This is a genomic window from Enterobacter cloacae complex sp. 2022EL-00981 (genome assembly GCF_028737495.1).
GTDB lineage: Bacteria > Pseudomonadota > Gammaproteobacteria > Enterobacterales > Enterobacteriaceae > Enterobacter > Enterobacter cloacae.
The window spans coordinates 39080-61422 of record NZ_JAQZRK010000016.1; the positions used below are offsets into that span (position 1 = coordinate 39080).

The following is a 22343-nucleotide window of genomic DNA, read 5'->3' on the forward strand; positions in this document are numbered from 1 at the left end:
TCAGAGATGGGAAACAGGCGGAGTAACGCCTGGTTGCAGGTAATGTTCGATACGCAGTAACTGGTCGGTCAGTACAAGCTCGCGATTAAGACCGGTTACCGTTAAAAGTTGTTCGCGGCTCTGGCAAGTATCGTGCAGGATCGCACGCAACGTGGCGCCTGGCAGACGATTCGCCAGCGTGTTTACCAGTGGCCAGACATCGGGATTGGTCAGCAGCGTGGCCCCCTGCTGGATCTTGAGGGCATCCAGAAGTAAGGCAGCCAGCCAGTGCAGACGCTCGGCAGCCTGATCGCTGTTAAGTGCAGGCAGTACGCTCAACCAGTCACCGCTCTCCAGCGCAGAGGCAACGGCGCGGCAAAGCGCTTCTCGTTGCGACCAGACGTCCGCCTGCAGCAGAGCCAGCGCCGCGGCAGGTGCGCCGCTGCTGAGGCGCAATGCGGACAACGCGCTATCCTGTGACGTTGTCACCTCACGCTCCAGCCAGCTCAGCGCCCACGATTCCTGGGGAGTCGCAAGGTGATGAAGCCGACACCGACTGCGTAACGTCGCCAGTAATCGACCCGGATCGCGGCATGACAGGAAGAACCACGTTTTTTCCGGTGGCTCCTCCAGCGTCTTAAGCAGCGCGTTTGCCGCCGCCTCGGTAAGCAACGCCGCGTCTTTCAGCCAGACGACTTTTGCGCCACCCAGTCGTGCGTGCTCGTATAATTTTTCACTGACTTCACGCACGGCATCGATACCGAGCGCACTTTTGCCCTTCTCAGGCTCCAGCGTGTAATAGTCAGGATGTGTGCCCGCCTGCATCAGCTGGCAGCCGCGGCATTTACCGCAGCTTTTGTGACCTTCTGGCTGCTGGCACATCAGAAAACGGGTGATGGCGTAGATCAATGCATCTTCACCCATGCCTGGCAATGCCTGAATCAGTAACGCATGATGCCCCCGTCCGGCCTGATAGCTGGCGATCAGCTGTTCAAAGTGCGGGCGCAACCATGGATACCATTTCATGCCTGTTGCTCCTGTAGCCAGTGTTTGACACTTTCCTCAATGGAACGGGTCACCTCTTCCAGGGACTGCGTCGCATCAATGGTGCGAATGGAACTGTCCTGACTGGCGAGTTCAAGATAACGCGCGCGGGTGCGATTAAAGAAGTCGAGCGACTCTTGCTCAATGCGATCCAGCTCGCCGCGCGCGCGCGCGCGCTTCAGGCCCACTTCCGGCGTTACATCCAGATACAGCGTCAGATCGGGGCGGAAATCCCCTAATACTGCATCACGCAACGTTGCCAGCATTGTCTGGTCAATTCCGCGTCCCCCGCCCTGATACGCCTGAGTCGACAGATCGTGACGGTCGCCAATGACCCACTTGCCAGCGGCCAGAGCCGGTTTGATGACCGTCTCTACCAGCTGCACGCGAGCGGCATAGAACATCAGCACTTCGGCTTTGTCAGTGATAACTTCATCGCCCACGGATTTGATATCCAGCACCAGGCTGCGCAGCTTTTCAGCCAGCTGCGTACCGCCGGGTTCACGGGTAAACACCATGTCCGCAACGCCGAGCGTTTTCAGCGTTTCGATTACCACGTTGCGGGCTGTGGTTTTACCGGCTCCTTCGAGTCCCTCAATGACAATGTATTTACTGCGCATTTTTTTCCTTAAGTGCCTTCAGATAATCCTGAACGGAGCGATTATGGCTGGCAAGGTTGGTGTTAAAGGTATGCCCCCCTTTTCCATCAGCCACAAAGTAGAGATACGGTGTTTTTGCCGGATGCGCGGCCGCCTTAAGCGAGGCTTCGCTCGGCGTGGCAATCGGGCCTGGCGGCAGTCCGCTAATAACGTAGGTATTATACGCCGTCGGCGTCTCCAGATCTTTTCGTGAAATCTTGCCGCTGTAGCTCTCACCCATTCCGTAAATCACGGTAGGGTCAGTTTGCAGACGCATGCCAATGCGCAGTCGGTTGATAAAGACCGACGCCACCTGGTCGCGCTCTGAAGCCACCGCGGTCTCTTTCTCAATAATTGAGGCCATGGTGACAAACTGGTTTTGATCTTTATACGGCAGGCCATCGGCGCGCCCTTCCCACGCAGACTCCACCGCCGCGACCATTTTTTTGTGCGCACGCTTCAGGATCGCCACATCGGCTGTTCCGGCTGTATACATCCAGGTGTCCGGCCAGAACCAGCCTTCAACCCACTCGGGATGTTCAAATTCAAGTACCGCGGCAACCGTCTGGTAACTGTCATCTTTCAGCGTGTGCTTAATATACGGCGCATCATGCAGCTGTTTGAGGTAATCGCTAAGGCGCATCCCTTCAACAAACCGCAGCGGGAACTGTGCTTCTTTGCCGCTTTCCAGAAGCTGCAGCATCTCTCTGACGGTCATCCCGGGCGTGAAACGATAGGTGCCAGCTTTAAAATGAGACAGCTCAGGTTCCACACGCAATAACCACTGGAACACGCGTGGACGATTAATGATTTTATCGCCATAAAGCTGTTCACCGAGCGCCAGTCGCCCGGTTCCCGCTTTCAGGGTAAAGATTGTTTCGTCCTTAATCAGGATCTTACTGTTCGCCAGCTGGCGAACTTTCCACATTCCCGCGCCGCCAGCGATACCCAGCGCAACGATTAGAAGGAGGACAAAGCGCAACATTTTCTTCATGACTATCTGGTTTGCTCACATATCGGGGCTAAAAAAGAGAACAGCTCGCGCGATGGCAAGCAAATTTGACCATAAGCGCGGACAGGTATAACCGGCATCAGCGCGTTGCAAATAACGATTTCATCTGCTGCCTGCAACGCCTCTTCGCGTGCGTTAACTTCGACAACGTGAAAGTCAGAGCGTGCCAGTTGCTGCAAACAAAACTGACGCATGATACCGTTGACTCCCGCCTGTTCCAGCGAAGGCGTGAAAACAGTGTTGCCCTGCCGCCAGAATAAATTAGCCGCACAGCATTCCGTAATGAACCCTTCGCTGTCAAGAACCAGCGCTTCATCGGCTGTCGTCTGCTCAAGATGAGTACGGATTAGCACCTGCTCAAGACGATTGAGATGTTTTATCCCGGCAAGCATGGGGTTTCTTCCCAGACGTACCGGGCTGAGCGTCAGGGTAACGCCCTCTTCACGCCAGCGCGTATACTGGGCAGGATACGCAGAAGCCGACAGGATCCGGGTGGGATGTTGGCAACTGGCACCGCTATAACCCCGTCCACCGCTGCCGCGGCTGATAATGACCTTGAGTACCCCACTGGGCTTTCCGGACGCAAGCTGGCGCATTTCCTGGCGCAACGTGTCCCATTGCGTAAAGGGGATCAGTAACGTTTTGCAGGCCGTTTGCAGACGACGTATATGCGCCTCCAGCAGACACACGTCGCCATCCGCAATGCGCGCCGTGGTAAAGCAGCCATCACCAAACTGAGTCGCCCTGTCGCTTGCAGGCAGAGATTCTTGCTCAAGGCCATTGATTAAAAACATGGTGGCTCCTTATGCGTGGGCGTTTAGTCTGGCAGGATGTCGTGCAGCCGACAAGAAGATTAGCCTGAATAAAAAAGGCCCGACAAGCGGACCTTTTTTCACAGCCATAGGGTACGCAGACTCAGATCTTTTTGAAGATCAGAGAACCGTTAGTACCGCCAAAGCCGAAGGAGTTACACAGGGTGTACTCCATTCCACTCACCTGGCGCGCTTCGTGAGGAACGAAGTCCAGATCGCAACCTTCATCCGGGTTATCCAGGTTGATGGTTGGCGGAACAGCCTGGTCGCGCAGCGCAAGAATAGAGTAAATAGACTCTACTGCCCCCGCCGCACCCAACAGGTGACCGGTCATGGATTTTGTGGAACTGACCAGTACGCGGCTGGCAGATTCACCGAAGATAGACTTAACAGCCTGAGCTTCTGCTTTATCGCCCGCAGGGGTAGAGGTACCGTGTGCGTTAACGTAGCCGATTTGCGCTGGGGTAATACCCGCATCGCGAATCGCGTTTTCCATGGCCAGCGCGGCGCCCGCACCATTTTCTGGCGGTGACGTCATGTGATAGGCATCGCTGCTCATACCAAAGCCAACGACTTCAGCATAAATTTTCGCGCCACGTTTTTTCGCATGTTCGTACTCTTCCAGAACGAGCATACCTGCACCATCGCCCAGCACGAAACCGTCACGGTCTTTGTCCCAAGGACGGCTTGCCGCCTGAGGATTATCGTTGCGGGTAGACAGCGCGCGCGCAGCACCAAAGCCACCCACGCCAAGCGGGGTACTGGCTTTTTCAGCACCGCCCGCCACCATAGCATCTGCATCGCCGTACGCAATCATACGCGCGGCCTGGCCGATGTTATGCACGCCAGAGGTACATGCGGTCGCGATAGAAATGCTTGGCCCACGCAGACCGAACATGATGGTCAGGTGACCCGCCACCATATTAACAATCGTGGACGGAACGAAGAACGGGCTGATTTTACGCGGTCCGCCATTCATGAGAGATGAATGGTTTTCCTCGATCAGACCAAGACCGCCAATCCCGGAGCCAATAGCAGCACCGATACGGGTTGCGTTCTCTTCCGTAATTTCAAGGCCAGAATCCTGCATGGCCTGAACGCCAGCGACAATTCCATATTGAATGAAGGCATCCATCTTGCGCTGTTCTTTGCGCGAGATGATCTCTTCACAGTTAAAATCCTTTACTAAGCCAGCAAATTTCGTTGCATAGGCGCTAGTATCGAAATGGTCGATTAGGCTGATGCCGCTCTGACCGGCAAGGAGAGCTTTCCAGGTGGACTCTACGGTATTGCCGACAGGAGACAACATGCCAAGTCCGGTCACAACTACACGACGCTTAGACACGTTTGTCCTCCAGGGAGGGATAAAAAAAGAGATTCGTGGGACTAAAAAAGATAAAACTCAGGCGGTCGAATGACCGCCTGGAGATGTTCACTTACGCCTGGTGGCCGTTGATGTAATCAATGGCAGCCTGAACGGTGGTGATCTTCTCAGCTTCTTCGTCCGGAATCTCAGTATCAAACTCTTCTTCCAGAGCCATTACCAGCTCAACGGTGTCAAGAGAATCTGCGCCCAGGTCTTCAACGAAGGAAGCGGAGTTCACAACTTCTTCCTGCTTAACGCCCAGCTGTTCGCCGATAATTTTCTTAACGCGTTCTTCGATAGTGCTCATACTCTTAAATTTCCTATCAAAACTCGCTTTCGCGATGGTTTTCGTAGTGTATAAAATGTTGAAAAATTTGCAACTAAATCCCGGCAGGTCTTACCACGATTTTACGTTATTTTGAGGCCAATCCCCCCAATAACGCAAATATTTTCGATCGTGATTAAACCATATACATCCCGCCGTTGACGTGGAGGGTTTCACCAGTGATGTAACCCGCTTCGTCAGAGGCTAAAAATGCAACCGCGCTGGCAATTTCTTTAGGGTCGCCTAAGCGGCCCGCAGGAACAGCTGCCAGCGTACCCGCACGCTGCTCATCAGTCAGCGCACGCGTCATGTCCGTTTCAATAAAGCCCGGAGCAACAACGTTTACAGTAATCCCGCGGGACGCGACTTCACGCGCCAGCGACTTACTGAAACCAATCAGACCTGCTTTCGCCGCAGCGTAGTTAGCCTGACCAGCATTTCCCATGGTACCAACCACAGAACCGACAGTGATAATACGACCATGACGCTTTTTCATCATAGCGCGCATTACCGCTTTTGACAGACGGAATACAGATGACAGGTTGGTTTCGATAATATCGTTCCACTCGTCGTCTTTCATTCGCATCAACAGGTTATCGCGAGTGATCCCGGCATTATTGACCAGAATATCCACTTCGCCAAACTCTGCGCGAATATTTTCCAGAACAGATTCGATAGATGCAGGTTCGGTCACATTCAGTACCAGACCTTTACCGTTCGCACCCAGATAGTCGCTGATGGCCTTCGCGCCATTCTCGCTGGTTGCTGTACCAATCACTTTCGCGCCGCGCGCGGCCAGTGTTTCAGCAATTGCACGCCCGATACCGCGGCTTGCGCCAGTGACCAGGGCAATTTTTCCTTCAAAACTCATGGTATTCCTCTTTTATTGCGAGAGTGCCGCTTCAATGGCTTCCGGCTCGTTAATCGCCGAGGCAGTCAGGGTGTCAACAATACGTTTTGTCAAACCAGTCAGGACTTTCCCTGGGCCGACTTCGTACAGGTGCTCAATGCCCTGAGAGGCCATAAACTCAACGGTTTTGGTCCACTGTACCGGGCTATAGAGCTGGCGAACCAGCGCGTCACGGATAGCCTCCGGCGTGGTTTCACATTTCACATCGACGTTGTTCACAACGGAAATCGTCGGTGCGTTAAAGGTAATTTTTTCCAGCTCAACCGCCAGCTTGTCAGCAGCAGGTTTCATCAGCGCACAGTGGGACGGAACACTCACTGGCAGCGGCAGCGCACGTTTCGCGCCCGCGGCTTTACAGGCTGCACCTGCACGTTCAACCGCTTCTTTATGACCCGCGATAACCACCTGGCCTGGCGAGTTGAAGTTAACCGGTGAAACCACCTGACCTTCTGCTGATTCTTCACACGCTTTTGCGATGGAAGCATCGTCGAGACCGATAATAGCAGACATGCCGCCCGTGCCTTCTGGCACCGCTTCCTGCATGAATTTACCACGCAGTTCTACCAGGCGTACCGCGTCAGCAAAGGCGATCACACCGGCACAGACCAGTGCAGAGTATTCACCCAGGCTATGGCCCGCGAGCAGGGCTGGCGCTTTACCGCCCTTCTGCTGCCAGACGCGCCACAGCGCAACGGAAGCAGTAAGCAGTGCTGGCTGAGTCTGCCAGGTTTTGTTCAGCTCTTCGGCCGGACCTTGTTGGGTCAGCGCCCATAAATCATAACCCAGCGCATCGGAAGCTTCACGGAAAGTCTCTTCGATTACCGGATAGTTTGCTGCCATTTCAGACAACATCCCAACGGTTTGAGAGCCCTGCCCCGGAAACACAAAAGCAAATTGCGTCATCTTTTAATCCTTATCCTAGAAACGAACCAGCGCGGAACCCCAGGTGAACCCGCCACCGAAGGCTTCAAGCAAGACCAACTGGCCCCGTTTGATTCGTCCGTCACGTACCGCTTCATCAAAGGCGCACGGTACTGACGCCGCAGAGGTATTGCCGTGGCGATCGAGCGTCACCACAACGTTATCCATCGACATGCCCAGCTTTTTCGCGGTTGCACTGATAATACGCAGGTTCGCCTGATGCGGCACCAGCCAGTCGAGTGCGGTGCGCTCAAGGCCATTCGCCTCCAGCGTTTCATCAACAATGTGGGCCAGTTCCGTCACCGCGACCTTAAACACTTCGTTACCTGCCATGGTCAGGTAGATAGAGCTGTCCGGATTCACACGGTCGGCATTAGGCAGCGTTAACAGTTCGCCATAGCTACCGTCAGCATGCAGATGCGTGGAGATGATGCCCGGCTCTTCAGACTGACCCAGCAGTACGGCACCCGCACCATCACCAAAAATAATGATCGTTCCGCGATCGGTTGGATCGCAGGTACGCGCCAGCACGTCAGCACCGATCACCAGCGCATACTTCACCGCGCCGGATTTTACATACTGATCGGCAACGCTCAATGCGTAGGTGAAACCCGCGCACGCTGCGGCAACGTCAAACGCCGGGCAGCCTTTAATACCGAGCATATTCTGCACCTGGCACGCTGCGCTTGGGAAAGCATGCGTGGCCGATGTCGTGGCAACCACGATCAAACCAATCTGATCTTTATCGATGCCCGCCATCTCGATAGCACGCTGTGCGGCTTCATAACCCATGGTGGACACGGTTTCGTCTGGCGCGGCGATACGACGTTCACGGATACCTGTGCGCGTGACAATCCACTCGTCAGACGTATCTACCATTTTTTCCAGATCGGCGTTGGTTCGCACTTGTGTTGGCAGATAGCTGCCGGTACCAATAATCTTCGTATACATGTACGCTCAGTCACTTTTAGCTAATACAGATTCCAGGCGAGCGGCAATCCGCTGAGGGACTTGTCGCTGCACCGCCTGCACTGCCTGTTCAATGGCGACAGTAAATGCTCGCTGATTGGCGGCACCGTGACTCTTGATCACAATGCCGCGCAATCCTAACAGACAGGCGCCATTATACTGGTCGGGGTTGAGGTGACTGAATCGCCGCGTCAGGCTTTTTTGTAACCAACGCTTTAATAAAATCAGCCACCAGGCGCTTTTTTTACCTTCTCCCTGCGATTTGAGGAGAGAAAGGAACATTCGCACAACCCCTTCCATGGTCTTCAACGTCACGTTTCCAGTGAAGCCATCACACACCAGAACATCCGTTTTCCCCGTCAGCAACTCATTGGCTTCGAGATAACCAATATAGTTGATGGAGGGAACCTGTTTAAGCAATTCGGCAGCCTCACGAATGCTGTCCAGGCCTTTGGTCTCTTCTTCACCTATGTTCAGTAACGCAACACGGGGATTGGTGATCCCGACCACTTCTTCTGCCAGCACCGACCCCATCACGGCAAACTGAGCCAGCATTGTACTATCACAATCGACGTTAGCGCCCAGATCGAGCACCACCGTTTTGCCCTTTTGCTGATGCGGGAGTACCGTCACCAGCGCCGGACGCTCAATGCCCTCAATAGGCTTGAGCAGTAATTTCGACAGCCCCATCAGCGCGCCGGTATTCCCCGCGCTGACGCAGGCCTGCGCACGTCCTTCTTTTACCAGCTCCAGCGCCATTCGCATAGAGCTGCCACGGCTATTGCGAATCGCCTGCGATGGCCGGGCATCACTGGCAATAACTGACTGCGCAGGAATAATCTGCAGACGTGAACGTTGTTCGAAGTCAGCTTTTGCAAGTAATGGCGTGATTGTGTCGGGATTGCCGACTAAAAGAAGTGTGAGTTGCGAATTAGAATTCAGTGCCTGCAATGCTGCAGGCACTGTCACGGAAGGCCCAAAATCTCCTCCCATGACATCTAACGCCAGGGTTAGACGTGTCAAGGTATCGTCGCAGCCTGGTTCGGTAAATTCCCCGTTTGCACGGGGAGTTCCTCACTAAGCCTAATCACGCAAACGCGTGATTACTTAGTGATAACCTTGCGGCCGCGGTAGAAACCGTCAGCAGTGATGTGGTGACGCAGGTGTTTCTCACCAGAAGTCTTGTCTACAGACAGGCTGGTAACTGCAGTCAGCGCGTCATGGGAACGACGCATGCCACGTTTGGAACGGGTTGGTTTATTCTGTTGTACGGCCATGGACCTTACTCCTCAATTACTTACGCTTTAAGCTGGCTAATACGGCAAATGGGTTTGGTTTTTGCGCTTCATCAGGCAGTTCCCCAAAGACCATGTCCGCCTCGGACACTTCACAGTGTTCAGAATCATGCACCGGAACCACTGGCAAGGTGAGGATGATTTCATCTTCAACCAGAGCCAGAAGATCGATTTCACCGAATTCGTTAACCTCAATCGGCTCATACGCTTCCGGGAGTGCCTCAGCCTGTTCGTCAGAACGAACCGGACTGAAACAATACGTTGTGTGAACGTGCTGTGTGAACGGTTTCCCGCAACGCTGACATTCGAGCGTTACCGTCACCTTTGCATCACCGGTTAAAACGGCAAGGCGCTGGTTATCGATAGCGAACGACATGGAGCATTCCACATCACTGTCCACACTGACTACGGATTCGGCAATACGCTCAGCCTGATCGGAAGTATAGATACCTTCGTAATCGAGGCGTTTTTGAGCCGTACGAACCGGATCAAGAGTCAGGGGTAATTTTACCTTTTGCATAGGGCGCGCATATTAACTTTGTAACGTCATATAGTCAAAGAAAAAGGAAACCAGGGCTGCCTTTTGCCAATTATTCGCACACATTGCGGCCTGTAGTTTAAAATGGCTGGCATCGATACGCTATATCTGGTGATAAAAATATGCCAAATCTCGTTCTCGCTTCCACTTCTCCCTACCGCCGAATGTTGCTGGAAAAGCTCGGGATCCCGTTTATGTGTGCCGCGCCGGACGTTGATGAGACGCCACAACCTGGCGAGTCGCCGCGTCATCTAGTAACGCGTCTGGCGAAAGAGAAAGCACAATCGCTTGCCGCACAATACCCTTCGCATTTGATTATAGGCTCCGATCAGGTTTGCGTGCTGGATGGTGTCATCACCGGTAAACCACACACCGAAGAGAATGCCTGTAAACAGCTTATGCAGGCGCGCGGCAATATTGTTACCTTTTATACCGGCCTCGCGCTCTACAACTCCGCCGTGGGCCACCTGCAGACCGAATGCGAACCGTTTGATGTTCACTTCCGACACCTGAGCGAGCAAGAAATCACTGATTATGTGCGTCGTGAACGGCCTCTCAACTGCGCCGGCAGTTTTAAAAGTGAAGGTCTTGGGATTGCGCTCTTCGAAAAGCTGGAGGGGCGTGATCCGAACACGCTGGTGGGCTTACCGCTGATTGCGCTGTGCCAGATGTTAAGACGCGAAGCGTGTAATCCGCTGACAGCGTGACCGTTGCCGCCTGATGCCCTCACCCCGGCCCTCTCCCACAGGGAGAGGGGGCAAACATTAAAAACGGCAATTCCGTTGCCGTTTAACTTTTACCTTAGCCGCGCAGAACTTTCAGGCAGCGTTTCAACTGCTCATCCAGCGGCGCTTCAATACGTATAGTCTCGCCGGTATTCGGATGGGTAAACTTCAGCGCTGCCGCATGCAGGAACAGACGCGACAGCCCCGTCCCCGCCAGTTGCTTATCAAATTCCCTGTCGCCATAGCGGTCGTCAAAGGCAATTGGATGGCCCGCAAACTGGGTATGCACGCGAATCTGGTGGGTTCGGCCCGTCACCGGGCTACAGCGCACCAGGGTGGCAAACTCATAGCGCTCTTCTACTTTGAAGCGCGTCTCAGACGGTTTACCTTCCTGGCTGACGCGAACAATTCGCTCACCGCTTTGCAAAATATTTTTCAACAGCGGGGCCTGCACCACTTTCACGTGGGACTGCCACTGACCGCGCACCAGCGCCAGATAATCTTTCTGCATCCCTTTTTCGCGCAGTTGCTCGTGCAACGAGCGCAGGGCTGAACGTTTTTTGGCGACCAGCAGCACGCCAGAGGTGTCACGATCGAGACGGTGAACCAGTTCGAGGAAACGGGCTTCCGGGCGCAGCGCGCGCAGCCCTTCAATCACGCCGAAGCTGAGACCGCTGCCGCCGTGTACCGCCGTACCCGACGGTTTATTCAGCACCAGGATATGATCATCTTCATACAAGATCACATCACTCAGGGCGGCCACCTTCTGCAGCTTAGGCGACACGACCTCTTCTTCACGTTCGGCAACACGCACCGGCGGGATACGCACTTCGTCACCGGCTTCGAGCTTATACTCAGGCTTCACGCGTTTTTTGTTAACCCGCACCTCGCCCTTACGCAGGATGCGGTAAATCATGCTTTTTGGTACCCCTTTCAGCTGGGTGCGCAAAAAGTTATCGATACGTTGCCCCGCTTCATCATCGGCGATAGCAACCATTTTTACGGCTGGAGTCTCTGTTTTCATGGTTGGCGATTCTAAATATCGTCAGGCATTAGCGCCACTCATTTTTCTATGCTTATATTTACTTTTATCCGGCCTGCCCCGGTTTCGCGCAATCGATTTGGTGGTTATTAAACCAATCACCATCCTGAAGTGAAGAAACTGTGAGTAACCGGGTGATAATTGGTAAAAGTCATCTTGCTATAACCCGGCGAGCAGTGGAATAATGAAGCCGTTTTCCGCGTTAAATCCGGGTTTTGTAAGGATGTCGACGGAATGACCAATTTTGTCTGACCGATCATCCACGCAGCAATGGCGTAAGACGTATTGATCTTTCAGGCAGTTAGCGGGCTGCGGGTTGCAGTACTTCCCGGTATAAGGATTGTTCTCTGGAGAGTTCTACCCAGGCAATTCCCCTGATAATTGCGCTGTGTTTCCGTATGAAACACAGGCAACCGACACTCTGCGCCTCTTAAGCGAGCGACAACCGTGAGGTTGGCGACGTGAATAGACACGAGGCCATCGGTTCATACCCCGGAAAGCGTCACCTTGCCCGCAGCTTTGTCGTCAATGTAAGAATAACGAGTAAGTTACGATGAAAAGAATGTTAATCAACGCAACTCAGCAAGAAGAGTTGCGTGTCGCCCTTGTGGATGGGCAGCGCCTGTACGATCTGGATATCGAAAGTCCTGGACACGAACAGAAAAAAGCGAACATTTACAAAGGTAAAATCACCCGCATTGAACCAAGCCTTGAGGCTGCATTTGTCGATTACGGTGCTGAGCGTCATGGTTTCCTCCCTCTGAAAGAAATCGCCCGCGAATATTTCCCTGCTAACTACAACGCTCATGGCCGTCCGAATATCAAAGATGTTCTGCGTGAAGGTCAGGAAGTGATTGTTCAGATTGATAAAGAAGAGCGCGGCAACAAAGGTGCCGCACTGACAACCTTTATCAGCCTGGCGGGAAGTTATCTGGTACTGATGCCAAACAACCCGCGTGCGGGTGGTATCTCTCGCCGTATCGAAGGCGATGACCGTACCGAACTGAAAGAAGCGCTGGCCAGTCTTGAACTGCCGGATGGCATGGGTCTTATCGTGCGTACCGCCGGTGTGGGCAAATCTGCCGAAGCGCTGCAGTGGGACTTAAGCTTCCGTCTGAAGCACTGGGAAGCTATCCAGAAAGCAGCAGAAAGCCGCCCTGCTCCGTTCCTGATCCACCAGGAAAGTAACGTTATTGTACGTGCCTTCCGCGACTATCTGCGTCAGGATATCGGTGAAATTCTCATCGACAACCCGAAGGTGCTTGAGCTGGCTCGCCAGCACATCGCCGCACTGGGTCGTCCGGACTTCACCAGCAAAATCAAACTGTACACCGGCGAAATCCCGCTGTTCAGCCACTATCAGATTGAATCCCAGATTGAGTCCGCCTTCCAGCGTGAAGTGCGTCTGCCATCCGGCGGTTCTATCGTTATCGATACCACAGAAGCGCTGACCGCTATCGACATCAACTCCGCACGTGCGACGCGCGGCGGCGATATCGAAGAGACCGCCTTCAACACCAACCTTGAAGCCGCTGATGAAATCGCCCGCCAGCTCCGCCTGCGCGACCTGGGTGGTCTGATTGTTATCGACTTTATCGACATGACCCCTGTTCGTCACCAGCGTGCGGTTGAAAACCGTCTGCGCGAAGCGGTGCGCCAGGATCGTGCGCGTATCCAGATTAGCCATATTTCGCGCTTCGGCCTGCTGGAGATGTCCCGCCAGCGCCTGAGCCCGTCTCTGGGCGAATCCAGCCATCACGTTTGCCCGCGCTGCTCCGGTACCGGGACCGTTCGTGATAACGAATCTCTGTCTCTCTCTATTCTGCGTCTGATTGAAGAAGAAGCGCTGAAAGAGAACACTAAAGAGGTTCACGCCATTGTTCCGGTGCCAATTGCCTCCTACCTGCTGAACGAAAAACGTGCCGCGGTGAGTGCCATTGAAGCGCGCCAGGGCGGTGTTCGCTGCATCATCGTGCCAAACGACCAGATGGAAACGCCGCACTATCACGTGCTGCGTGTCCGTAAAGGCGAAGAGACCAGCACGCTCAGCTACCTGCTGCCGAAGCTGCATGAAGAAGAGATGGCGCTGCCGTCCGATGAAGAGCCAGCCGAGCGTAAACTGCCAGAGCAACCTGCGTTAGCGACCTTCATCATGCCGGAAGCTCCGCCAGAAAGTGCCCTGGAAAAACCAGCGGCTAAACCTGCGGCACAAAAACCGGCAGTGGCGGCAAAAGCCGAGCCAGTACAACCGGGTCTGCTGAGCCGTTTCTTTGGCGCGCTGAAGAAAATGTTCGCAGGTGAAGAAGTTCAGCCAGAGCAGCCGAAAGAAGAACCTAAAGCGGCTAAACCTGAGCGTCAGCAGGACCGTCGTAAGCGTCAGCACAATCGCCGCGATCGTAATGACCGCAGCGACCGTAACGAGCGTCGTGACAACCGTTCAGACAACAATGAAGGCCGTGAGCAACGCGAAGACAACCGTCGCAACCGTCGCGAGAAACAACAGCAGAACGTTGAAGATCGTGAAATTCGCCAGCAGGCGGGCGATGAGTCCGAGAAGAGCAAACAGCGCGACGAGCAGCAGCCTCGCCGTGAGCGTAACCGTCGCCGTAACGACGAAAAACGCCAGGCGCAGCAGGACGTTAAAAACCTGAATCGCGAAGAACCTGCTGAGCAGCAGGAGACCGAGCAGGAAGAACGTACTCAGGTTATGCCACGTCGTAAGCAGCGCCAGCTGACTCAGAAAGTGCGCGTCGGTGCTGCTCAGGCAGAAGAAACCGCAGCTGTCGCAGCCGAAGTGACAGAAACTACAACGGGTACGCAGGTTGCGAAAGTTGACCTCCCGGCCGTCGTGGAAAATCAGGTAGAGCAGGATGAAAACGGTGAAAACCGTGACAACGCGGGTATGCCGCGTCGCTCGCGCCGTTCTCCGCGTCATCTGCGCGTGAGCGGTCAGCGTCGTCGTCGCTACCGTGACGAGCGTTACCCAACGCAGTCCCCAATGCCAATGACCGTGGCGTGCGCGTCACCTGAAATGGCATCCGGTAAAGTCTGGATCCGCTACCCTGTTGCTCGCCCGGAACAGGCTGTTGAAGAACAGGCTGTGACCGAAGAGGTGATTGCACCAGCAGCAGCGGCAGAAGAGGTTGTAACGGAAGCGGCAACCGTGGTTGAACCACAGGTTGTTGAAACTGAAGCACCTCACGCTGTGGACGTCGAAACCACCCATCCAGAAGTGATTGCTGCCCCGGTTGATGCCGCGCCGCAGCTTATTGCCGAAGAAGATGCCGTGGTGGCTGAAGAAGTCGCTGAAGAGGCTGAACCTGTAGCCGCAGTGGAAGAAACCGCTGAAACCATCGTTGAAACCACGACCGAAGAGGTTGTGCAGGACGTTGAGATTCAGGTTGAACCTGTTGTTGAAGAAGCGAAAGCGCCGGAAGTGAAACCCGAGCCGGTGAAGGTTGCCGTCGCGCCTGCGCACGTTGCCACAGCACCGATGACTCGCGCCCCTGCGCCTGAGTATGTGCCTGAAGCACCGCGTCACAGCGACTGGGTTCGCCCGGAGTTCAACTTCGAAGGTAAAGGTGCTGCCGGTGGTCACAGTGCTACGCACAAGGCTACTGCACCAGCAACCCGTCCGCAGTCAGTTGAATAACGCAACCTAAGTGTGAAAGCCGACCTTCGGGTCGGCTTTTTTATGGCTGCTGTAGCGGCTTTCTCATTCCAGTGACCTCCGGCATGATCTGCCGCATCAACTCCAGAAAACGCCGCAAGCGCGCCGGATAGTAACGGGACCAGGGGTAAACCAGATGCACCGGTAACGCCGCCGGCTGCCACTCGGGAAGTAAATGCACCAACCGCCCTTCCCGAATATCTTCCTGCACTGTCCAGCTTGATACCACCGCCACGCCAAGCCCGGTGAGAGCCGTATTGCGTGCGACATACAGACTGTCGGTACTGAGGCGGGGAGTAATCGCCACGCGCGCGGTGGCTGGCGAGGCATCGTGAAAAAGCTCCACATGGCGCTGGTAGAAAGAGCTGATGGCTATCCAGGGAAGCTGCTGCAAATCTTCCGGGGTGTTAACCGCCGGAAAACGGGCCAGCAATGCCGGAGAAGCCACCACTGAGCGCGGCACCTCAGCCAGCAGCACGGACACGGTCGCCGGGTCAACCTCGACGCCCACCCGAATCGCACAGTCAAGGTTGTCGCCGAGAAAGTCAGCCGACCGGTCGTTGAGCATCCACTCAATAGAAAGCTGCGGATAACGCTGCAGAAATTCGGTTAACGGTTTCAGGAGCTGATCCTGACCAAACGCGTGCGGGGCGCGTACCCGCAGGACGCCTACCGGTTCGTCTTCTGTCTGCCCTACCTCATCTTCCAGTGCCAGCCAGCTGTCAATCACCCGACGGGCGTGCTGATAGCAGCGCTCGCCGTCATCCGTCAGACGCGTCGTGTGAGTAGTGCGCAATATCAGGCGCACGCCGAGCATCGTCTCAAGCGACTGCAACCGTCGGCTCACCGTGGCCTGGGTGGTTGCCAGCTGCCGTGCCGCCGCAGAGAGGGACCCGGCCTCAACAATACGAACAAACGTCCGCATTAACTCCACCCTGTCTATACGCTCAACTCTTTTCATCATCTTTTTGCCTATACGTTAAACGTATAAGCGTTTTACCACCGGGCCCGCTACCGCTGCAAGGCGTGCTGATAAAAAATAGCCACACACGATGAATGAGGAACATCTTATGAACACAACATCCGCCGCCCATGCCGTAAGCCGCTGGGTCATCTTAATGCTGGCGCTCGGTGCGGGCTTCAGTGTGGCATCCATCTATTATGCTCAGCCTCTGCTGCCGCTGATGGGCGCTGACCTGCATCTGAGTATCGAAGGAATGGGCATGGTCCCGACGCTTACCCAGGCGGGATATGCTCTGGGGATCCTGTTCCTGCTGCCGCTCGGCGACCGCCACGACCGCAGAACACTGATCCTGATAAAAAGTGCAGCCCTGGCGCTATTTCTGCTTGGCTGTAGCCTGACCGGACAAATCCACTCCCTGCTGCTGGCAAGTCTGCTTATTGGCATGGCCGCCACCATGGCGCAGGATATCGTCCCTGCCGCTGCAATCCTTGCGCCGGAAGGCAAACAGGGGAAAACCGTCGGTACGGTGATGACCGGTCTGTTGCTGGGTATTCTGCTCTCCCGAACCGTCAGCGGCGTGGTAGGTGAGGCTTTTGGCTGGCGCGTCATGTACCAGCTGGCTGCCGCAAGCATTGCGTTTATCGGCGTTGTGATGTGGGCCGTACTCCCGCGGTTTGCCATCCACTCCACCCTGAGCTATCCGGCGCTGCTGCGTTCTATGGAACACCTGTGGCGTCGTTATCCGGCTCTGCGCCGCGCCGCGCTGGCTCAGGGTTTTCTGTCGATTGCCTTTAGCGCCTTCTGGTCCACACTGGCGGTGATGCTGCTGGAACGTTATCACTTAGGAAGTGCGGTCGCGGGGGGATTTGGTATTGCAGGTGCTGCAGGTGCATTAGCCGCCCCGCTGGCGGGAGGTCTGGCCGATAAGCTGGGTGCCGGAAAAGTCACGCAGCTCGGTGCGCTTCTCGTGACCGTCTCATTTGCCCTGATGTTCCTGATGCCCGCGCTGGGCCTTCATGGACAGCTCATCCTGATTGCCCTTTCCGCCGTCGGGTTCGATCTGGGTCTGCAGTCAAGCCTGGTGGCGCATCAGAATCTGGTGTATAGCCTTGAGCCGCAGGCCCGTGGACGCCTGAACGCCCTGCTCTTTACGGTAATCTTCATCGGCATGGCACTGGGCTCTGCGCTGGGCAGTAATATCTATACGCTGGCGGGATGGACCGGAGTGGTCGCGCTTGCGACGGTATGCGGCGTCATTGCGCTGGTCATTCGCCTGATTGAGAGCGCTCGCGTCAGCGCCGTGCAGGCAGACATTGCCTAAAAAAAATGCCCAATCCAGACGGATTGGGCAGTCAAAACATGCCCAGTTTCAAGACATGTTCTAAGAGGTAAAGATGTTATTTGTTCAACTGGAACAGCGACATACCCTGCATATCGCTAAACGCTTTATAGGACGCCTGCAAGGCAGCCTGCTGCATGGTGTAAGAGGAAATCGCTTCATTCCAGTCCACATCTACAAGATCGCTCATTTGCGCGGTCTGAGATAGCGCCCGGTCATTACTTAACGTGTTCAGTTTATCCAGCTCGTTAAGCTTAGTACCCAAATCAGCCCGAACGGTTAATACATTATCAAGAGTGTTACGCAGCCCCCGGTTAGCAACATCAATGGCCGCTCTCTCCTGATCGGCTTTATCCTGATCGTCACCAACAGGTGTGTTTAGCGAGGCGATTGCTTTATCCAGGATCTTGAAGAGGTTCTTTTCCTGCGTTCCCCCACCAGGCTCCGGCGTTGCATTACTGGTAAAGGTGGCAAAAACCTCTGTGCCTGTATGGCTGATCTGCATATTTCGCGAAGAATCCACCTGCTGGTTAATTGGAGTATCACCGCCTATATAATCGCCGCTGGTTTGGTCAAAAGCGACGGACTCCGTCTTATAACCAGCGAAAATGTATCGCCCATTGCCGTCCGTGCTGTTCGCAAGGTTCATCAGCTGATCGCGAATCCCTTGCAAGTCCGTCGCTAGCGATGCCCGATCGCTATCACTTAACGTCCCGTTTCCTGCATAGACAATTTTTTCCTGAGCACTTTGAATGGCAGTTGTTACTTGGGAGAGGACGCTCTCTTCAAGTGACACTTTCTGTGTTGCAAAAGTACGAGCAAGGTCAAACTGGCTGTTTTGCGCCTGAGCCTGTGACAGCACAACCGCCTGCGACGCCGCAATAGGATCGTCCGACGGACGGTTAACACGCTTACCGGTGGACATTTGCTCACCGTAGCTCAACCACTTGCTCTGGGAATCGGTGATTCCCCGCATATTCTGGTCGTACATCATCTGGGTGCTAATACGCATTTTTCACCTCAGCCTTAGCGAATATTGATAATTGCATCAAAAAGCGTGCTGGCAGTTTGTAAAACCTGCGCATTGGCAAGGTAATACTGCTGATAGCGCTGCAGGTTGCCATACTCTTCGTCGAGGTTTACCCCAGAGATGGACTGCTGCTGCTTAGTCAGTTGCGTCGCCACATTCGCTTTCGTTTCGCTGCTGGTTTTCAGCGCGGCGGTTGAGCTGCCGACCGTACTGACAAGGGAAGCATAGGCATCGTTGAAAGTCTTATTGCCGCCAACAACCTTACTGTTTTGCAGATCGAGCAGTTTTTGGCCATTGCGGTTGTCGCTCTCGCCGCCGTTGCTTGCGGATGCCATAGCCAGTTTGGACTCATCTTTGAACTTGAGCTCCATATTGACGATGACATCAGAAACAGGCTTGACGATGAAACTGTCTTTGGCGTTCGCGCTACCGGTCACGTTGACATTCAGGCCATCAAAGGAGAGATTGCCACTTGCGTCCGGGGCCATGGTGAAGCTGGTTTTATCCGAACGGGTGATAGTCCAGTCGGTGCCGTTAAACTGCAGCTTATAATCGGTGGCCTGCACTTTGGTGCTGTCTGCCACAGTGGCCGTCATTGCGGCCGTACCGGTATTGCGGCTGTTGGTTACCACGGCTGGCGAACCAAAGTCGAACAGCTTGCCACCGGCATCGCCATTGGCATCAAACCCGGCTTCATGCTGCTTATTCATCGCGTCCGCAAAGGCCAGTGCCAGCTGATTGAGGTTGTTACGCGCTTTATCCAGATCTTCTGAGCGGAACGTAAACAAGCCCCCCAGCGAACCGGTGGTGACCATTTTCTCGGGAATTTCGACGTTGCCGGACACCTCATCGCTGTAGGCGATAGTCGTCCGGGTCGGATCGGCGCTGGATTTCACCGCGGCTAACTGATTTGCTTTGCTCCCCTGCACCAGGCTGTAACCGTTGCCAAAGGAGACGTTATAGGTGCCACCGTCCTGAACAGCCACTTCAACACCCACAATTTGGTTCAGCTCACTCACCAGCTGATCGCGCTGATCCAGCAGATCATTTGGCGATGAACCTGCCCCTACGCCGGTAAGACGGGAAATCTGATCGTTCAGATTCGCAATCTGTTTTGCGTAGTTGTTGATCTGCTCAACGCTTGAAGCGATGGCGGTATTAACCTGAGAATCCTGATCGCGAAGATACTGGTCGTTCGTTTTAAACTGATTGACCAGACCATCCGCTTTTCCCAGCACCGTCTGTCTTGCGGCCGGGTCTTCCGCGTTGCTCACCAGCGTTTGCAGGCTTTTAAAGAAATCCTGAAGCGTCGTCGAAAGTGAGTTGGTGGAATCAGAGAGCACATCGTCAATTTTTGACATCTGCTGATAGCGCGTCGTCAGACCGCTACTCTGCGTTTGCGCGGCGCGCAGTTGGTTGGTGATGAAAGCATCATATTCACGCTGCACACCAGACACATACACCCCGTTACCCACCCAGCCACCGCCGGTCAGCGTGCTGTTAGACGCACCCAGCACGGTCGTCTGGCGGGTGTAACCTGCCACGTTATAGCTTGAAATGTTATTACTGACGGTATTGAGTGCCGCCTGAGCAGCACTGAGGCCACTCATGGCGCTGTTAATCAAACTGGACATGGAGGTTCCTTTTATTCGTTCAGACACGAGTCCTGATGAAAGTTATCGGCAGCCTCCACCGGGACTTGAGAAGTTTCAGAACAGATTTTCGATATCTGTGCTATAGGCTTTGCTGACTTTCTCGCCCATCGATTTAAGCTGCTGAATCATGCTGGTGAGCTTACGCGCATAGTTCGGGTCGGTGGCATAGCCCGCATTTTGCAGGGCCTGCGCACCCTGCTCAGGCGTAGCCGCCTGCGTAACGGCGGCATAACGCGGGTTGCGGCTCAACAGGCCCACATAATCGGACAACGCTTCCAGATAAGAGCTGTAAACGCGGAATTTTGCTTTGATCTTCACCGCCGCACCGTTTTCATATTCGGTGGTGGTGATCTCCGTTGTCGGCCCCTTCCAGCTGGCATTCGCCTTCACGCCAAAGATGTTGAAGCTCGGCTCGCCGTTTTCCTTACGGATCTGGCGCTGACCCCAGCCCGATTCCAGCGCGGCCTGCGCCAGAATCAGGTGATGTGGTACCCCACTCTGTTCACTGGCAAGACGGGCCGGCAGCGAAAGCTGTGCCAGGAAGTCTTTGCTGTCGCCGGAGAGCGGCTCATCGCTGCTCACCGTCGCCTTCGGTATCGCTTTACGCACCATTTGCGTCAGCGCCTGGTTCTGATAGCTGGTCACCGTTTGCAGGTCGAACTTCATCGGCACCTGCTGCGGCTCATCCTTCGGCTGGATCCCCTGCGCGGCTTCGGTCTGTTTGACTATCATGTCAGCCAGACCGAGCCCTTTACCGGCGGTCATCTGCTGTGCAATCTGTTGGTCATACATGCTGGTATACAGGCGCGTTGAATCACTGCTGAACATGCCGTCTTTAGGCAGAGTTTCACGCATGCTCTTCAGCATCATCTGTACAAACATCCCCTCCACCTGGCGGGCGACCGGGCGGATATTCGCCGCCGGGTCTTTGCCTGCCTGGGTTTTCAGTTCGTTAAGCGACTGGGCATCCCAGGCCGCGCTGGTCAACAGTTTGCTATCGGTCAGCATCAGATGATTTCCAGTTTGGCGCGCAGACAGCCCGCACTTTGCATGGATTGCAGAATAGACATCAGATCCATCGGCGTTGCCCCCAGGGCATTCAGGGCGCGCACCACGCTGTTGAGGTTGGCACTGGAGCGTACGCTCTGCAGCGAGCCCCCGCTCTGACGCAAATCGATCTGGGTTTGCGGCGTTACCACCGTCTGCCCACCACCAAACGGGGTATCCGGCTGGCTGACGTTGGCGGAGCGGTTGACCGTTACCGAGAGGTTACCCTGCGCCACGGCGCAGCTGTCCAGCGACACTTCACGGTTCATCACCACCGAACCGGTACGGGAGTTGATGATCACTTTGGCATCCTGAACAGGGACATTCACCTCCATGTTCTGGATATCGGCCAGCATGCGCACCTGGTTGCTGCCGCCCGTTGAGGTGCGGATCTGCACGGTACGGGCGTCCAGCGCCGTCGCACTGCCATAGCCGCGGCTGCGGTTGATGGTGTCGGCGATCTGCTGCGCCATGGTGAAATCTTCGTTGTTCAGCTGCAGGTTGATGGTATTCCCCGCGCCGAACTGGGTCGGCAGTTCACGCTCAATGATTGCACCGTTAGTGATACGCCCGCCGTTCAGCTGGTTGACCTGCACGCTGCTGCCGCCTGCAGAGGCCCCCGCGCCGCCCACCAGAATGTTACCCTGCGCCAGGGCATAAACCTGGCTATCCACCCCTTTCAGCGGAGTCATCAGCAGCGTACCGCCGCGCAGGCTTTTGGCGTTACCCATGGAGGAAACCACCACATCGATGGTCTGCCCCTGACGCGCAAATGCCGGGTAGGAAGCGGTTACCATGACCGCCGCCACGTTTTTCAACTGCATGTTGGTGCCCGCCGGTACGGTGATACCGAGCTGGGACAGCATGTTGTTCAAGCTCTGGGTGGTGAATGGCGTCTGGGTGGTCTGGTCACCCGTGCCATCCAGGCCAACCACCAGACCATAGCCAATGAGGGAGTTTTCACGCACGCCCTGAACGCTGGTGAGATCGCGAATGCGGTCAGCCTGGGCAAATGTTGCCACCAGCATCAGCGCCACGGCGAAGATCGATTTAAACATGGGT

General features: G+C 55.0%; 21 protein-coding genes. 3 read left to right on the forward strand and 18 right to left on the reverse strand.

The features are described from left to right. The 12 genes from holB to yceD all read right to left on the reverse strand — a co-directional run bounded on the left by holB (nucleotide 1) and on the right by yceD (nucleotide 9791). Complete coding sequence (gene holB, locus PUZ33_RS14745) at nucleotides 1-1005, reverse strand: DNA polymerase III subunit delta' (protein ID WP_023621897.1); 1005 nt, start codon at nucleotides 1003-1005, stop codon at nucleotides 1-3. Next, entirely contained in the window at nucleotides 1002-1643 is a 642-nt protein-coding gene (gene tmk / locus PUZ33_RS14750; protein ID WP_058680533.1) for a dTMP kinase, read from the reverse strand. The genes holB and tmk overlap by 4 nt, the downstream gene beginning before the upstream one ends. Beyond that, nucleotides 1633-2655, reverse strand: coding sequence for a cell division protein YceG (gene yceG, locus PUZ33_RS14755; RefSeq protein ID WP_058680534.1), 1023 nt, complete (start codon nucleotides 2653-2655; stop codon nucleotides 1633-1635). Before yceG ends, tmk begins: the two co-directional genes overlap by 11 nt. Before the next feature lie 2 nt (nucleotides 2656-2657). Continuing rightward, complete coding sequence (gene pabC, locus PUZ33_RS14760; protein WP_058680535.1) at nucleotides 2658-3467, reverse strand: aminodeoxychorismate lyase; 810 nt, start codon at nucleotides 3465-3467, stop codon at nucleotides 2658-2660. 121 nt (nucleotides 3468-3588) lie between these two features. After that, nucleotides 3589-4830 (reverse strand): beta-ketoacyl-ACP synthase II, encoded by a 1242-nt coding sequence (fabF, locus tag PUZ33_RS14765; protein WP_028028098.1) that lies wholly within the window; start codon nucleotides 4828-4830, stop codon nucleotides 3589-3591. 91 nt (nucleotides 4831-4921) lie between these two features. Then, the gene (acpP, locus tag PUZ33_RS14770) at nucleotides 4922-5158 is read right to left on the reverse strand and encodes an acyl carrier protein (protein WP_003857954.1); all 237 of its coding nucleotides are present in this window, start codon (nucleotides 5156-5158) and stop codon (nucleotides 4922-4924) included. Between the two features lie 154 nt (nucleotides 5159-5312). Then, entirely contained in the window at nucleotides 5313-6047 is a 735-nt protein-coding gene (gene fabG, locus PUZ33_RS14775; RefSeq protein ID WP_013097120.1) for a 3-oxoacyl-ACP reductase FabG, read from the reverse strand. Nucleotides 6048-6059: 12 nt separating this feature from the next. Continuing rightward, complete coding sequence (gene fabD, locus PUZ33_RS14780; protein ID WP_058680536.1) at nucleotides 6060-6989, reverse strand: ACP S-malonyltransferase; 930 nt, start codon at nucleotides 6987-6989, stop codon at nucleotides 6060-6062. Nucleotides 6990-7004: 15 nt separating this feature from the next. Further along, nucleotides 7005-7958, reverse strand: coding sequence for a beta-ketoacyl-ACP synthase III (locus PUZ33_RS14785; RefSeq protein ID WP_013097122.1), 954 nt, complete (start codon nucleotides 7956-7958; stop codon nucleotides 7005-7007). Between the two features lie 6 nt (nucleotides 7959-7964). Further along, nucleotides 7965-8999, reverse strand: a complete 1035-nt coding sequence (gene plsX, locus PUZ33_RS14790) for a phosphate acyltransferase PlsX (protein ID WP_062676699.1) — start codon at nucleotides 8997-8999, stop codon at nucleotides 7965-7967. Between the two features lie 80 nt (nucleotides 9000-9079). Continuing rightward, nucleotides 9080-9253: a 50S ribosomal protein L32 gene (gene rpmF / locus PUZ33_RS14795; RefSeq protein ID WP_003857964.1), complete on the reverse strand. Its 174-nt coding sequence runs from the start codon at nucleotides 9251-9253 to the stop codon at nucleotides 9080-9082. Nucleotides 9254-9269: 16 nt separating this feature from the next. Then, nucleotides 9270-9791, reverse strand: coding sequence for a 23S rRNA accumulation protein YceD (gene yceD, locus PUZ33_RS14800; RefSeq protein WP_013097124.1), 522 nt, complete (start codon nucleotides 9789-9791; stop codon nucleotides 9270-9272). A 140-nt stretch (nucleotides 9792-9931) separates the two neighbouring features. Between yceD and PUZ33_RS14805 the strand changes: the two genes are divergently transcribed. Beyond that, nucleotides 9932-10516, forward strand: a complete 585-nt coding sequence (locus PUZ33_RS14805) for a Maf family protein (protein WP_058680537.1) — start codon at nucleotides 9932-9934, stop codon at nucleotides 10514-10516. A 94-nt stretch (nucleotides 10517-10610) separates the two neighbouring features. Here PUZ33_RS14805 and rluC read toward each other — a convergent pair whose 3' ends face one another. Continuing rightward, nucleotides 10611-11558 carry a 23S rRNA pseudouridine(955/2504/2580) synthase RluC gene (rluC, locus tag PUZ33_RS14810; RefSeq protein WP_028028073.1) on the reverse strand — a complete coding sequence of 316 codons (948 nt, stop codon included), beginning with the start codon at nucleotides 11556-11558 and terminating at the stop codon, nucleotides 10611-10613. Nucleotides 11559-12129: 571 nt separating this feature from the next. Between rluC and rne the strand changes: the two genes are divergently transcribed. Next, nucleotides 12130-15228 (forward strand): ribonuclease E, encoded by a 3099-nt coding sequence (rne, locus tag PUZ33_RS14815; protein ID WP_058680538.1) that lies wholly within the window; start codon nucleotides 12130-12132, stop codon nucleotides 15226-15228. 40 nt (nucleotides 15229-15268) lie between these two features. Here the strand turns inward: rne and PUZ33_RS14820 are convergent, their stop codons facing one another. Further along, complete coding sequence (locus PUZ33_RS14820) at nucleotides 15269-16207, reverse strand: LysR family transcriptional regulator (RefSeq protein ID WP_058651580.1); 939 nt, start codon at nucleotides 16205-16207, stop codon at nucleotides 15269-15271. 109 nt (nucleotides 16208-16316) lie between these two features. Between PUZ33_RS14820 and PUZ33_RS14825 the strand changes: the two genes are divergently transcribed. Next, nucleotides 16317-17531, forward strand: a complete 1215-nt coding sequence (locus PUZ33_RS14825) for an MFS transporter (protein WP_013097130.1) — start codon at nucleotides 16317-16319, stop codon at nucleotides 17529-17531. A 76-nt stretch (nucleotides 17532-17607) separates the two neighbouring features. On the opposite strand, the gene flgL is transcribed toward PUZ33_RS14825, so the two are convergent. The 4 genes from flgL to PUZ33_RS14845 form a co-directional block, all read right to left on the reverse strand. After that, nucleotides 17608-18561: a flagellar hook-associated protein FlgL gene (gene flgL, locus PUZ33_RS14830; protein WP_045295782.1), complete on the reverse strand. Its 954-nt coding sequence runs from the start codon at nucleotides 18559-18561 to the stop codon at nucleotides 17608-17610. A 14-nt stretch (nucleotides 18562-18575) separates the two neighbouring features. Further along, entirely contained in the window at nucleotides 18576-20213 is a 1638-nt protein-coding gene (flgK, locus tag PUZ33_RS14835) for a flagellar hook-associated protein FlgK (RefSeq protein ID WP_047024052.1), read from the reverse strand. Nucleotides 20214-20288: 75 nt separating this feature from the next. Further along, nucleotides 20289-21242 (reverse strand): flagellar assembly peptidoglycan hydrolase FlgJ, encoded by a 954-nt coding sequence (gene flgJ, locus PUZ33_RS14840; protein ID WP_020689612.1) that lies wholly within the window; start codon nucleotides 21240-21242, stop codon nucleotides 20289-20291. Then, nucleotides 21242-22339, reverse strand: coding sequence for a flagellar basal body P-ring protein FlgI (locus tag PUZ33_RS14845; RefSeq protein WP_013097134.1), 1098 nt, complete (start codon nucleotides 22337-22339; stop codon nucleotides 21242-21244). Before PUZ33_RS14845 ends, flgJ begins: the two co-directional genes overlap by 1 nt. Nucleotides 22340-22343 lie beyond the last annotated feature (4 nt).